Origin of the sequence: Chryseobacterium sp. UNC8MFCol (genome assembly GCF_000482305.1) — a bacterium.
GTDB classification, from domain to species: Bacteria; Bacteroidota; Bacteroidia; order Flavobacteriales; family Weeksellaceae; genus Chryseobacterium; species Chryseobacterium indologenes.
Map to the genome: position 1 here is coordinate 382,117 of NZ_KI535291.1, position 13,558 is coordinate 395,674.

14 protein-coding genes and 1 tRNA gene are annotated in these 13,558 nt (G+C 34.6%); 11 read left to right on the forward strand and 4 right to left on the reverse strand.

Annotated features, from left to right (window positions below):
• The first annotated feature begins 6 nt into the window (after positions 1–6).
• The 5 genes from M030_RS0119570 to M030_RS0119590 are packed head-to-tail and all read left to right on the forward strand — an operon-like array spanning position 7 to position 6,506.
• Positions 7–1,254: a TolC family protein gene (locus M030_RS0119570; protein ID WP_108721186.1), complete on the forward strand. Its 1,248-nt coding sequence runs from the start codon at positions 7–9 to the stop codon at positions 1,252–1,254.
• A 20-nt stretch (positions 1,255–1,274) separates the two neighbouring features.
• Complete coding sequence (locus M030_RS0119575; protein WP_024566631.1) at positions 1,275–2,513, forward strand: efflux RND transporter periplasmic adaptor subunit; 1,239 nt, start codon at positions 1,275–1,277, stop codon at positions 2,511–2,513.
• A gap of 3 nt (positions 2,514–2,516) precedes the next feature.
• The gene (locus M030_RS0119580) at positions 2,517–3,734 is read left to right on the forward strand and encodes an efflux RND transporter periplasmic adaptor subunit (protein WP_002981087.1); all 1,218 of its coding nucleotides are present in this window, start codon (positions 2,517–2,519) and stop codon (positions 3,732–3,734) included.
• An 11-nt stretch (positions 3,735–3,745) separates the two neighbouring features.
• Positions 3,746–4,222, forward strand: a complete 477-nt coding sequence (locus M030_RS0119585; RefSeq protein WP_002981086.1) for a heme-binding domain-containing protein — start codon at positions 3,746–3,748, stop codon at positions 4,220–4,222.
• 13 nt (positions 4,223–4,235) lie between these two features.
• Entirely contained in the window at positions 4,236–6,506 is a 2,271-nt protein-coding gene (locus tag M030_RS0119590; protein ID WP_027374967.1) for a multicopper oxidase family protein, read from the forward strand.
• A gap of 302 nt (positions 6,507–6,808) precedes the next feature.
• On the opposite strand, the gene M030_RS0119595 is transcribed toward M030_RS0119590, so the two are convergent.
• The 4 genes from M030_RS0119595 to M030_RS0119610 form a co-directional block, all read right to left on the reverse strand.
• Positions 6,809–7,030 carry a hypothetical protein gene (locus tag M030_RS0119595; RefSeq protein ID WP_027374968.1) on the reverse strand — a complete coding sequence of 74 codons (222 nt, stop codon included), beginning with the start codon at positions 7,028–7,030 and terminating at the stop codon, positions 6,809–6,811.
• Positions 7,031–7,384: 354 nt separating this feature from the next.
• Positions 7,385–8,185, reverse strand: a complete 801-nt coding sequence (locus M030_RS0119600) for an ImmA/IrrE family metallo-endopeptidase (RefSeq protein ID WP_002981083.1) — start codon at positions 8,183–8,185, stop codon at positions 7,385–7,387.
• Complete coding sequence (locus tag M030_RS0119605; protein ID WP_002981082.1) at positions 8,178–8,522, reverse strand: hypothetical protein; 345 nt, start codon at positions 8,520–8,522, stop codon at positions 8,178–8,180. The genes M030_RS0119600 and M030_RS0119605 overlap by 8 nt, the downstream gene beginning before the upstream one ends.
• Entirely contained in the window at positions 8,509–9,204 is a 696-nt protein-coding gene (locus tag M030_RS0119610) for a hypothetical protein (RefSeq protein ID WP_002981081.1), read from the reverse strand. Before M030_RS0119610 ends, M030_RS0119605 begins: the two co-directional genes overlap by 14 nt.
• Before the next feature lie 166 nt (positions 9,205–9,370).
• Here M030_RS0119610 and M030_RS25800 point away from each other — a divergent pair, with 166 nt between their 5' ends.
• The 6 genes from M030_RS25800 to M030_RS0119640 all read left to right on the forward strand — a co-directional run bounded on the left by M030_RS25800 (position 9,371) and on the right by M030_RS0119640 (position 13,556).
• Positions 9,371–9,547, forward strand: coding sequence for a hypothetical protein (locus M030_RS25800; protein WP_002981080.1), 177 nt, complete (start codon positions 9,371–9,373; stop codon positions 9,545–9,547).
• A gap of 261 nt (positions 9,548–9,808) precedes the next feature.
• Positions 9,809–10,795 carry a CBASS oligonucleotide cyclase gene (locus tag M030_RS0119620; protein WP_002981079.1) on the forward strand — a complete coding sequence of 329 codons (987 nt, stop codon included), beginning with the start codon at positions 9,809–9,811 and terminating at the stop codon, positions 10,793–10,795.
• Positions 10,796–10,803: 8 nt separating this feature from the next.
• Positions 10,804–11,313 (forward strand): hypothetical protein, encoded by a 510-nt coding sequence (locus M030_RS0119625; protein ID WP_002981078.1) that lies wholly within the window; start codon positions 10,804–10,806, stop codon positions 11,311–11,313.
• 2 nt (positions 11,314–11,315) lie between these two features.
• On the forward strand, positions 11,316–12,200 hold the full coding sequence (locus M030_RS0119630; protein ID WP_002981077.1) for an AAA family ATPase: 885 nt from the start codon (positions 11,316–11,318) through the stop codon (positions 12,198–12,200).
• On the forward strand, positions 12,197–13,018 hold the full coding sequence (locus tag M030_RS0119635; RefSeq protein WP_002981076.1) for an HU-CCDC81 and SPOR domain-containing protein: 822 nt from the start codon (positions 12,197–12,199) through the stop codon (positions 13,016–13,018). Before M030_RS0119630 ends, M030_RS0119635 begins: the two co-directional genes overlap by 4 nt.
• A gap of 464 nt (positions 13,019–13,482) precedes the next feature.
• Positions 13,483–13,556: transfer RNA gene (locus M030_RS0119640), tRNA-Asp, on the forward strand.
• Positions 13,557–13,558 lie beyond the last annotated feature (2 nt).

Consider the following 13,558-nt stretch of genomic DNA (forward strand, 5'->3'; position numbering starts at 1 on the left):
TCAGAAATGAAAAAGATAATTTTTACAGCATTTATAGTATGTCTTTTTACCAATATAAATGCACAGGTTATAAGCCTCCAAAATGTTATAGACAGCATACAAACCAATCATCCCATTGTGAAGATGTACGACAATGAAATTCGTTCTATGGATGAAGCAGCAAAAGGCGCACGAAGCTGGATGCCGCCAACAATTGGTGTTGGACAGTTTATGACACCTTACAACGTGAACCTTTGGAAAAGAGATGGTGAGATGAAAGGAATGGGTTCGGCTATGCTGTCGATAGAACAGATGATACCCAATAAGAAAAAGTTGGATGCTGAAGAAGCATATATGAACGCAATGTCATCCGTAGAAAAAGAAAATAAAGGAGCGGGCATAAATGAAATTATACAGGATGCCAAACTCTTATACTCCGAATGGATTGTGTTACTGAAACGACTGGATGTAGTTGCCGAAAACGAAAAGATGCTCAACTTCATGATTAAGAATGCAGAAATACGGTATAAGAACGGAGTAGGTAAAATAGGTGCATATTATAAAGCTAAAGCAGCGCTCGGAAGCACCCATAATATGCAGATTATGTATGAAAATGATATCAAGGAAAAACGCATCAGATTAAATACCCTTATGGGGCGAAACCCTATGGCTCCTTTTGAAATTGATACAATATTTTCATTCAACGATTATTCGGATATGGTATTTGATACTGCACTGTTCAACAAAAACCGGAGTGACCTGAAATCATTAGACCAGCAGATACGGTTAACAACTCTGAAACAGGAAACAGAGCGACAAAGCCTGAAACCTGAATTTGGTGTTCGATTTGAAAATATGTATGGCTTTGGAGGACAGCCCATGCAATACACAGCAATGGCAATGGTAAAACTGCCTTTTGTCAATTGGGCTTCAAAGATGAGCAAAGCTAATATTGCAAGTTTGAAGTGGAAAGCAGATGCCCTTAGTTCTCAAAAAAACATGATGATAAATGAATACAGTGGTATGGCATATGGCATGAGAAATGAGTTCGACCTCAAAAAAAATCAGCTTAGTCTTTATAGGGATGACATCATTCCGGCTTTGAAAAATAATTTCAAAACAATGCAGCTCGGTTACGAGCAAAATACCGAGGAATTATTTATGCTGTATGATGCATGGGAAAAACTGAACATGACACAACTGGAATACCTCGATATTTTATCAAAAGCATTTGAGATGCAAATAACAATAGACCGTTTAATTGAAAGAAAATGAAATATATAATTTGTTTTTTGATGATTATTCTTGTACTGTATAGTTGTAACAACAATACAGACAAGACCAGTCATCCCGACAACAGTCACACTGCTAAAAATAGCCCGACATATACCTGCCCCATGCACCCCGAAGTTACCAGCAACAAGCCCGGTAAATGCCCCAAGTGCGGAATGGAATTGGTGCAAAAAACAGTAAATACAAATGAAACGGAAAGTATTGAGTTGAATACACTGCTTAAGCCGACTAATGAATTTGTTATATCAGACATTCCTACTATTAGGATGCAGTCAGAGCATAAAGACATAACCGTACAGGCTCTTGGAAATATTGCTTATGATACCCGACAAACGGGAAATATATCCGCCAGAATATCCGGCAGGATTGAAAAGCTTTATATACGTTATAAATTCCAAAAAATAGCAAAGGGGCAGAAAGTGATGGATATTTATAGCCCCGAACTGATGGAAGCGCAAGTGAATTTATTGTTTCTATTAAAAAATGATGCTACGAACAATATGATGATAAATGCGGCTAAGCAAAAATTGCTATTACTTGGAATGAGCGAAAACCAATTGCAGAGTATCATCCAAAAAGGAAAGCCTGATTTATCCGTATCTGTTTACAGTAACTATGCCGGACATATTCACGAAACCGGCACAGCCGGGTCAATGGGCAGTAGTACATCACCCTCAAATTCGATGGGAGAAATATCTGAAACATCTTCTGAACTTAGCCTGAAAGAAGGTATGTATGTTCAAAAAGGACAAACTATTTTTAATGTATTTAACCCGGGAAAATCGTGGGTGTTGTTAAATATTTTCCCCGAGGATGTACCGCTTGTAAAGACAGGTCAAACAGTAAGTATTATACCGGAAGTAGCTCCGGAGAAGAAATTTATAGGAACTATTGGGTTTATAGAACCATTTTTCAGACCCGGAAGTAAAACGTTATCCGTGCGTGTCTATTTTGATAATAACCGTATGCAGTTACCAATCGGAAGTCAGGTTAAATCTGAAATATCAACGGCTGGAATTTCCGGCAATTGGATACCTAAAGAAGCTGTCATTTCCCTTGGATTAACCAAAGTCATTTTGAAAAAAGTAGATAGAGGGTTTATCGTGAATAAAATTGAAACAGGTAATGAAGCGAACGGATATATAGAAGTATTGCAGGGGCTGTTACCCGTGGAAGAGATTGCAGGAAACGCACAGTACCTTATGGATAGTGAAAGTTTTGTAAGAACAAAAAATAATTAGAATATGAAATATTATTTAGTCATAACAATTGCCCTCCTTATGTCGGTTTTGTTGTCTTGTAAAGACAATAAACATGACCATGCAGGTAATAATGATGGTAGTTACTATACCTGTTCCATGCACCCACAGGTTGTATCAGACAAACCCGGTCACTGTCCTATATGTCACATGGAGCTTGTTCGGGTTGAGAAAAGCAAACAAGCAGACCCCAATACCATTCAACTGAATAGCGAACAGATTAAGTTGGGCAACATAAAAACAGACACCTTAAAAGATGGTCTTTTGGGGGATAGAGTAATACTTACAGGTGTATTAAATTTCAATCAGTACAATATGCAATCCGTAAGCTCCAGAGTTATGGGACGGGTAGAAAAACTGCATTATAAAAACGTTGGTGACTTTGTAACCAAAGGTTCCCCGTTAATGGAAATATATAGTGAAGAACTGAACAATGCAAAACAGGAATATTTACTGGCACTGGAAAAGAAGAAAACTTTTGGAAATATTAATTCAATAGATTTTGACCAGCTTATACAAAGTTCAAAGAACAAATTGTTATTGTGGGGTATGACGGATAATCAGGTTAGGGCTTTACAAAGTGCTGGCAAAATTTCGGCAACAACTACATTTTATAGTACGGCTTCGGGTTACATCACAAGTTTGCAGGTTGTAGAGGGCGGTTATGTGGCAGAAGGCGGCACGATAGTAGACTTGGCTGACCTATCTACAATTTGGGCAGAAGCACAGGCTTATTCCTCCCAAATGTCACTTATCAACCAAACAAAAACAGCAACAGTACAAATTCCTGACCTGAATAACAAAGTTATTACTGGCAAAATAGACTTTAGCAACCCCGAGCTTAATCCGTCTTCAAGAATTAATTTGATACGAATTACAGTACCTAATCCAAATAAAGATTTGAAGCCCGGAATGCCTGTATATGTTTTTCTTGAAACGCCGAAGACTAAAGGCATAACCATGCCGGTAGATGCTGTAATAAGAAATGGTAAAAGTGAAACCGTATGGGTACAAACAGGAGAAAAGACATTTAAAAGTAGAATGGTAAAAACGGGAACGGAAATAGATAACAGAATAGAAATCGTTTCAGGATTAGTAGATGGAGATATTGTAGTTGTTTCAGGTGCTTATCTTTTAAACAGCGAATACATTTTTAGGAATGGAGCAGACCCGATGGCAGGACACGACATGAGCAGTATGTAAAACTAATTCAAATGAATAATAAATTAAGAAAACTAAAACCGTTCAATATAGCTGTTGGGATATTGATAATTATTTCAATCTGTATCCAGTTTATCCAGCCGTTACGTAACCAATCAGATGTAGTGCCAGCCACCCATATTGAAAGGGTGTACACCGTACCCCAAAATGTAAAGACTATCCTTGCCCAGTCCTGCTACGACTGCCATAGCAACAATACCCGCTATCCGTGGTACAGTCGTATCCAGCCCGGAGCATGGTACATGGCAGAGCATATAAAAAAGGGGAAAGAGGAACTCAACTTTAGCGAATTTGGCGAATATTCTGCCCGCAGGCAGCGTAACAAGTTCAGGGCTATGGCGGGGCAGGTCAAGGACGGGGAAATGCCTTTGTCGTCATACACACTCATCCATCGCAATGCAGTATTATCACCGGAGGATAAGCAGGTTTTGATGGCGTGGTTTGGCACAATGGAAGACAGCATTAAATAAAATTTTTCAACGAATGAACAGATATAAAAAAATACCCATAAGAATACTGCAAACAGTGCTGATACTGCTTTGCACCCAAACGTTGTTTGCACAGAAAGTAGTGCATTACGACCTGTATGTAAAAGATACCCTTGTCAACTATGCAGGTAAGCAAAAGCGGGCGATTGCCGTAAACGGGCAAATCCCCATGCCCACCCTTACCTTTACCGAGGGCGACACTGCCGAAATAGTGGTGCACAACCAATTGAAAGAAAGCACATCACTTCACTGGCATGGTGTGTTCCTGCCCAATAAAGAAGACGGTGTGCCCTGGCTTACACAAAAACCCATCGCACCGGGCACAACCTACACCTACCGTTTTCCGATTATCCAGCATGGTACGCACTGGTACCATTCCCACTCAGGATTGCAGGAGCAGATTGGAATGTATGGCAGCTTTGTAATGAAAAAGCGCGATAACGATAGAACATTTAGAAAAGGAATTGATGATTTACCAACCGTACCCATCATTTTAAGCGAATGGACAAACCTTAACCCTGATAACATTAACAGAATGTTGCATAATGCGAATGATTGGGCAGCCATCAAAAAAAATGCTACCCAATCTTATGCAGAAGCCATCAAGGAAGGTTACTTTAAAACAAAGATTAAAAACGAATGGAAACGAATGTTGGCGATGGATGTAAGCGATGTATATTATGACAAAATATTAATCAACGGCAATCATACCACAGATTTAAAATCAGTTGATGGCAAAACACTAAAAGCGGGAGATAAAGTAAGATTAAGAGTGTCAAACGGTGGAGCTTCATCCTATTTTTGGTTACGATATGCAGGCGGTAAAATTACTGTAGTAGCCAATGATGGTAATGATGTAGAACCTGTAGAAGTTGATAGGTTAATCATTGCAGTTTCCGAAACTTACGATATTGTAGTAACCATTCCTGAAGATGGTGTTTCTTACGAATTTTTAGCAACTACCGAAGACAGAACACAATCTGCAAGTTATTTTGTAGGTAATGGTATCAAGCAACTTATTTCTCCACTTCCAAAATTGAAATATTTTGAAGGAATGAAAATGATGAACGATATGATGAAAATGAATGGTGATTTAGATGATATGGGAATGAAAATGAGCCTGAACCAAATGGACATGAATGTGGTAATGTATCCTGAAATTACTGGAGATGCTAAGCAAAAGCAAGACCACAGTCAGCACAATATGAATATGGATAATGACCCCAATCGTTACAATGCAAATGCTTTAGGCGATATCAAAACATTGAATTATGCTATGTTACAATCCCCATACAATACCACACTTCCTAAAGACGCACCTGTAAAAGAATTAAAGTTTACCCTTACCGGAAATATGAACCGCTACGTGTGGAGTATGGATAATAAAATACTTTCTGAAACCGATAAAATACCTGTAAAGAAAGGGGAAATTTTGCGCATTACCATTTACAATAACTCAATGATGCGCCATCCAATGCATTTGCACGGCTTTGATTTCAGAGTAATCAATGGTAAAGGAGAAAAATCACCATTGAAGAATGTGTTGGATATAATGCCAATGGAAACCGATACCATTGAGTTTTTAGCGAACGAGGAAGGAGATTGGTTTTTTCATTGTCATATCCTCTATCATATGATGTCTGGTATGAACAGGGTTTTTGCAGTTGATGACTACCAAAATCCATATTTACCCAATAAAAAGCAAGCCTACAATAAATTGCAAAGAGAGAGCAATATGTCGCACTTTATGGCACAGAACGATTTTGCAACCAATGGTAACGATGGGGATGCAATGTTTCAAAATGCGAGATGGAGTTTGGGTACAGAGTGGCGTTTAGGCTACAACGATATGCACGGCTACGAAGTAGAAACTCATTTGGGAAGATACATCGGAAAGATGCAATGGTTTATGCCCTTCATCGGTTTTGATTGGCGTTACCGAAAAATGGGAATAGATGAACACGAAACCAATTTATTCGGACAGAGAAATGAAAAAGATACACGTAGGGCAATTAGCTTAGGTTTTATGTACACATTGCCAATGTTAGTAAATTTCCAGGCAGAAGTATATCATGATGGTATTGTACGCCTTTCTTTAATGCGAGAAGATATTCCTATTACAAAACGATTGAGAGCAGGGTTTATGGTCAACACCGATATGGAATATATGACTGAACTCAGATATATCATTAATAAAAATGTGGGTATACGTACCCATTATGATAGTGATATGGGATTTGGTGTTGGCTTATCTCTTAATTATTAAAATTATAAATTCAACAACCCTATCAGAGGTTTAAAGAAGTATACACGATTCATCTTGATTCTTTTCAAACAAATACAGATATGTATTCATATCTGTATTTGTTTATTAACTATATTTTACGAAAAGAAGCAACCTATCTGCCTTTAAAACAAAAAGTCCTTAAAAGGAGATGAAATCTGATTTTAAGGATTGCATATCTTGATAATTTTATAGTAATCTGTAATGAATTCACGATTATCAACTATTGATTTGGAGTGTTGTACTACTAAGAGAGGTAAAATATCCATTTCTCGTTTTATACACTACAGAATATCCTCGTTAAGTTTTAAAAATAAATCTTTTGAGTTAACTGTTATTCCTGACATTTGAGCATATTTCAATTCCTGTTCAATCAAATTAATATTCTTTGATTGTGCAAAGTTGATAAATACAGATACAATATTTTGATTTTCCTTTAATATTGCTGTGACTTCTTCTTCAAGATGCTTAAAATAATTCTTTTTAAAATCGGACATTTCGCTCATAGTAAATCAGATATTTTAATTATTTTTTCTCTTGTTAAGATATCAAAATACCTATTTTCCTTTTTATTTTTCTAATCATATATAAAACCATTAAAATCAAAAGGGAAAGGGAAGTTTTTACACAGCATCGTTAGATAATTGAAATAAGGTTGTTATATACTTGGATGTAGTCGCCAAATATTATTATACTCTATCCAGTTTAATTCTATAAAAATGATTGAGTTGATTTTTATTAAAATATAATATTTTACTTCCAAATATATAGGTCACTCAATTTACTTTAGATTAAAATTTTGAATATTTACCATAATGTATAAAGCATATTTAGATTAGATTTTTCAATTTAAGGAATATTTAATCTTCCCAAATAATACTTAGTGCACAATTTTCATACACTATACAATGTTCATAGAAAATTCTTCTGGAGTCTTCGGATTTTACATTTTCAAAGCAATCAATAGCAAAAATTTCTTCTGGATTTTCAATTGAAGTTTTTACATTTTTAAAATAATCAGCCATAGCTAAACCTTCAGGAACTTTTTTATCATTAAGTAAGTTCCAGAAAGGGAAGCCCTGACTGTTTTTTTGCCATTTCACAAATCCATTCTCAGCATAAACTATTTTGATAGGATGATTTCCTATTTCTGCAAATCTGAGTGCACATGAAGTTTTACTCACATTATATTCCTTGCTTAACTCATCAATCACTTTAAAACTAAATTTTTTTCTCTTCCATAAATTTCGTTGAAAAGATTCTTCTGGCATTAAGAGACAAGCCGCAAAATAATCTGCTTCTCTTTCAATTTTATCGAATTGAACCCTGTCAATTTTCGAGGGATGAGGTTCTAAAATTCCCAGTTTGAGTCCAACGCGATGTGTGTCTATAAAATAGTGCCCAAGTTCGTGGGCTAGTGTAAATCTAGAACGCGGAGAATTAAACCTATTATGATTATCTATATTAATATGAATATAAAATTCATTATCATCATAAACAGTCATTCCATCAAAAGTCCCTTTGTCATAATGATCATAAAATACCTCAATGTCCTCAGATTCTGCAATAAGATGTAATGGAATTATTTTTTCAGTATTGAAATTTCCACTAATGGATCCAGCAAGCTTTTTAATTTTTGATAAGGAACTGCTATCAATCACCTTTCTTCTTTTTCTGATTCTGTTTCATTTTGTCAAAGACGCTTTGAGAAATATTGCTTTGCCCTTTTCTGGCGACCATTTTCAAACTTTCTATTTCATGACTTAAGTTTGTGTCAATTGATATAATTTTTGATTCTTTTTCAACGCAAAAAGAACCATCAATAATTGATTTGACATTAATACCTGTGTTTTTCAACTTAAAATCATAATCTTCATAAAGTTTATTAAACCTCTCTATCTGAGTTTTATTCTGAGGAAATAAAAAACCTGTTGAATGTAACCAATCATCAAGGTTAGTCTCTGTAACCTTTCCTATATATTTTTTATCTATTCCCATTGAAAGCTTTTAGATAGTTATTAATGTGATCATTAGCTTCTTTTTTATAAACCTGAATTGAATTTTGAACTAAATTCAATCTGTCTCTCAATTTTTTACCCACTGACCTTGGTATATTTTTTTTTCCGGTATTTTCGTAAGCTTTATATGTAAGATACACAATCTTATGTTTTTCAGATAGACCAAGCATAGCTCTCTCAATGATTTCTAATCTAATTTTCAGCTCTCTTTTCTTTTGTATATCATCGTCTCCTACTGTTAACGAAATTAGATCATCAATATTCTCTACAATTGATAAATCGTCTTCATCAGGTTCCGCACAGGTATTTAAATCTCCATATTTTACCAATTGAGTATATACTATTGGATAAAGCCATAACAAAATCGACCGATCAATATCATCCGGATACTTGGCTTTACTTTTATTAAAAGAGTGATATTTCCAAACGCGGGCAAAAGCACAAGTTGCTATTTCAAGTGCAACAACCTCACTGTAATTAAATTTATTACAATATATTTCTGCTTTTTGCAAAATATCTCTTTCAAACCTACTACAAAACTCGGTAAACGCTGCAGCAGCTTCTTCAGGATATTCTTCTTTAAAAGAAATATAATCTATAAGCTCATCACTGGGTAATGTCTCAAAAACTATTTCATCGGTTTTTTTTTGTTCTACATTCATCTATATACCAAAATGCATTACTAATGGAATTAGTATATGAGTGGATAGGCTCATATACTTCAAAGTTAAAAAAATCTTTCTAATGGAATTAGTATATGATTGAAGTTTGTTCAATGGTCAATTCCTTTATGGCCTAGAATGTTAAAGGAAAAAATGCTTACTAATTATGGCAACTAACAAACCGACTGGAGACGGTCACAGAAATGGAGCAGTTAAAGGGCGTTCACAAACCTACAATCCACAAACAGATTCTTGGGTGAAACGCGATACTGCTACAGGTAGATTTATGGATGTAAAAACTTCTAGTAACACTCCCTTCAAAGGAGTTACCAAGGAAAAGTAACTCCATTTAAACTCCAGGTATCCTAAAAATGATACTTGGAGTTTACCAATTTTTAATATCATTATATAAATGAGAAAGAGCTAGTAGTTTTTTGAGGTTCTTTAAAAGATTATAATATGCTTACGGATTTCCGTAATATATTTTTGAAAAATAAAATTACATTTGGCTCTATTTATATTAAAATCAGACTTTTATGACAGTTTGTCATTACTGCTATTGTAGGAGAAAAGTTTGATGTAATAAATTTAATAAACAAAAAAAATGAAATTATCAGACAAAGATTTACAGTTTTTTATTAGTAAAATCAAACTGCAGCCTGAAAACATGGGCAAGTATAGAGATCAGGTAAACAACCTGAAAGAAAAATTAGACAAAAAAATTGCTGAAGATGACAGACATGGATTAAAGGTTGAGAAATATCTTCTCGCTGGTTCGTGGAAAAAACATACGATTTTGAAACCTACGGGAGACCATCCCATAGATATTGATCTTGTACTTTTTGTTACTGGTGATGAAGATATTCATAATGACATTGGGAAGCTTTTTGATTTTATTGTAGAATATTTGGAAGAAATTTATCCACAAAAAGACATTTCTAAAGATGTGGATGCTGCTGGAAACACAAAGTCGGTAACCATTTATTTTTCAGGTTCCGGACTAAGCGTTGATATTGTTCCTGTAGTCCCATTAAGCACACCAAAGGATTATGTATGGCAACCCAGCAGACATGGAAATGGTAAAAAGTATATTACCAGTATTTCCAAGCAGTTAAGTTTTTCACTTAACAGAAGACAAGAAAATTCTGCTTACACTTCAATTGTAAGAGCTATAAAATGGTGGAGAAATTACAAAGAATTAAAACCTTCTGATAATGAACCAGGATTATCTTCTTTTACGATTGAATTGATTGTTGCCTATCTTGACATAAATAAAGGAATCCAAACAAATATCGAAGAAGGAATCATTCGTTTTTTTGAATTTGTAAGTTCTACTGAATTTCCAGAAATTATTTTTCAAGATTCCATTCGTAGTGTTCCGACACAGTACGATTCAGCAATCTATGTTGCTGACAATACTAATAAAGAAAATAATGTTGCAAAGAGAATGACCAAACCAAGATGGGCCGAAATTATTGAAGAGGCTGAAGAGGCATTTGATACTTTGAACTTTGCTCAAGCAAGAAATAATGAAGGAGATACTATACAAGAATGGAAAAGTGTTTTCGGTCCAACCTTTAACATTAAATAAATTAAACTATGTACGGAACAAATACAAAAACAAATACTTATACGGTCCTTGATATAAGAAAAACATTTGAAAGCTGTGAGGCAGATATCAGAACAATTGCCAGACGCACTAATAAGTGGACAATGGAATACGTAGATAAGGTTTTCCATGATGTGCTCAAATATGCAGAAAAATATTATTTACAATCAGTAAGCATAACCTTGATCAATACCAATACGGGTTTGCCAGTGAAAGCAGCTAAATTTATTGTAAATGATTTAGGTGATGCAACCGACAGCGAACGCGCTGGGAAAAATAATGATTGGCCAGATACTGATAACACTTCACTATCAATTATATTATCTCATACTCAGAAATGGAGGAACCTAACTTCTGAAGAGAAAACAAATTTTCAAAAGGAATTAAAACTCAGTTGGGGTAGTACAGATATTAATACTAATTTTCCGCATCTGCAACAGTCAGATGCACAGTTGTATGCAAGTAATGGATATGAATTACAAAAAAAGAATTTTAAATAAATATGAGTACAATTTTTGATAATATAACAGAACTTCCTAGTAGAGAAATTGCCGAAAGAGCTAAACACTTAATTGGTTTTGAAAACAAATATAATAGGATACTTTCGAACTTAAAGCTCTTGCTGGATCAAGAAGGTCTTGTTGAGTGGAGCAAAAAATTTCATAAAACAGAACTTCCAGTAATTTCACAACTGAAAGAAAAATATCCATTAATTATATTGGCAGGTGACGCAGGAACAGGCAAAACTGTTTCTGCCGAGGCCATTGCGGACAGAATGCTTAGGGAATTAAAAAAGGAAGGTTTTTTTCTAAAACTGAGTACAAGAGTTAGAGGAGAAGGTCTTCATGGTCAAATGGGGAATTTAGTAAATGATGCATTTGCTGAACTAAAAACTCAAGCAGGTAAGAAACGAATAGCATTTTTACTAATTGACGAAGCTGATGCAATTGCTTCGACAAGATCTACCATGCAAATGCATCAGGAAGAAAAAGCAGCTGTAAATACATTAATTCAAAAAATTGATGAAATTCGTGAACTAAATGGGCGAGCAATATTGTTTATGTCGACAAACAGATTGCATTTTCTTGATGAAGCTATTGTGAGAAGGGCGGCAATTATTTTAGAATTTGAGCGTCCCACCTTTGAGGAAAGAGTGCTTCTTTTTAAAACCTCTCTCGCTGGTGTTGAAATTACAGATAAGCAGTTAGAGGAATTGGCTAACCTGTCAGGAGAGGAATCGAACAATGGACTTTCTTTTTCTTTTTCAGATATAAGATTAAGAATATTGCCAGAAGCTGTTGCAAAATGTTTCCCGGATAAAGCTTTAGATTTTGAAACTGTCGCCGAGACAATTAAAAAACTTAATCCAAGCCCTAAAATTGTATGAAAAAAGGACCTATCTTTCTACAAATAATTCTGTCTGTTATTCTAATCGTTGGAGGATACATCGAAAAAGGAAACTGGACAGAATCTAAATATTCCACTACGGGATATATCACATTACTTACCTTCATTGTAACTTTTGTATATGAAAACTACAATAGACTTGGGTTTTATTTCCAGTCAAAGGTTTTGTTAAAAAATACTGATGTTCGTGTTTCTATTTCATATCTGTATAGAATAAAAGTTGAAAATGAATACTTGCTTGTTAAAAGCAGAACAAGAAAATATTTTCAGCCTGTGGGTGGTTGTTATAAAACATTACCTGGCTGTGAAAGAAAATTCGAAGAATTAGATGTTAGACCTGATAGAAAATTTGAAACTGAAAAGGGAATTGCAAAAAATGATCTGCGTGTTCATGTAAAAGGTAAAAATCTAATTGAATTTCTTAAATGGTTTGATTCAAAGGAGGATCGTGAGATTTCGCCTTGGAGAGAATTTTGTGAAGAATTAATTGCAACAGAAATTTTAACCTGGCGGCCTTTTAGATACATCGACTATAGATTTAAGAAAAAAATTCAATCACCTATAATTGATTTGGATATGGGAGGTAAAGGTCTTTTTATTTATGAAGTTTTTGATTTAGTAATTAATGATGAGCAAATGCCATTACTTAAAGATTTAAAGAATAAAACATCTGAAAATTACATCTGGGTTACGGATGAAGTTATTCAAACATTAGGTCATGAGACCGGTTCGAAATCTTTTCCACATGAAATTGGACCACATACAAAGTATGCACAAAACTTAAAATGGAGTAAATAAAACATCAATTGTTGATTTTTATGACATAGTACGTTATCATTAGGAGATAATTTGCATTGAATTTACTTTATTAAAATTTTACAATTTATCAAATATAAACCAGATTAGCACAAAAGTAATTTCGTAGTTTTTTAATGTCGTTTATTCAAATATATAATTGACAATTTTGTTATCATGATTATTATTTTAAGAGTGAAAAATATGGAGAGGAATTTTTTGTCTTTGAAAGTCTGTGTTTTAGTAAAAATTAGTGATCAAAAATGGTCTTTTATTTGGAAAAACTAAAAAAAGACATATATTTGCACCAGTAAAAACAAACAATCTTAAACTTATTTAAAAAAGTGACCTATTCGGTGACCTAAAAATAAGAGAACGATATAAAGCTTATGGATAGGGAGTTTTTCAAATAAGAACAAGTCCCGTCCGGATCGCAAAAAGTTTTTTCAATTACTTTTAAAAAAATTGATCCGGTAGTTCAGCTGGTTAGAATGCCGCCCTGTCACGGCGGAGGTCGCGGGTTCGAGTCCCGTCCGGATCGCA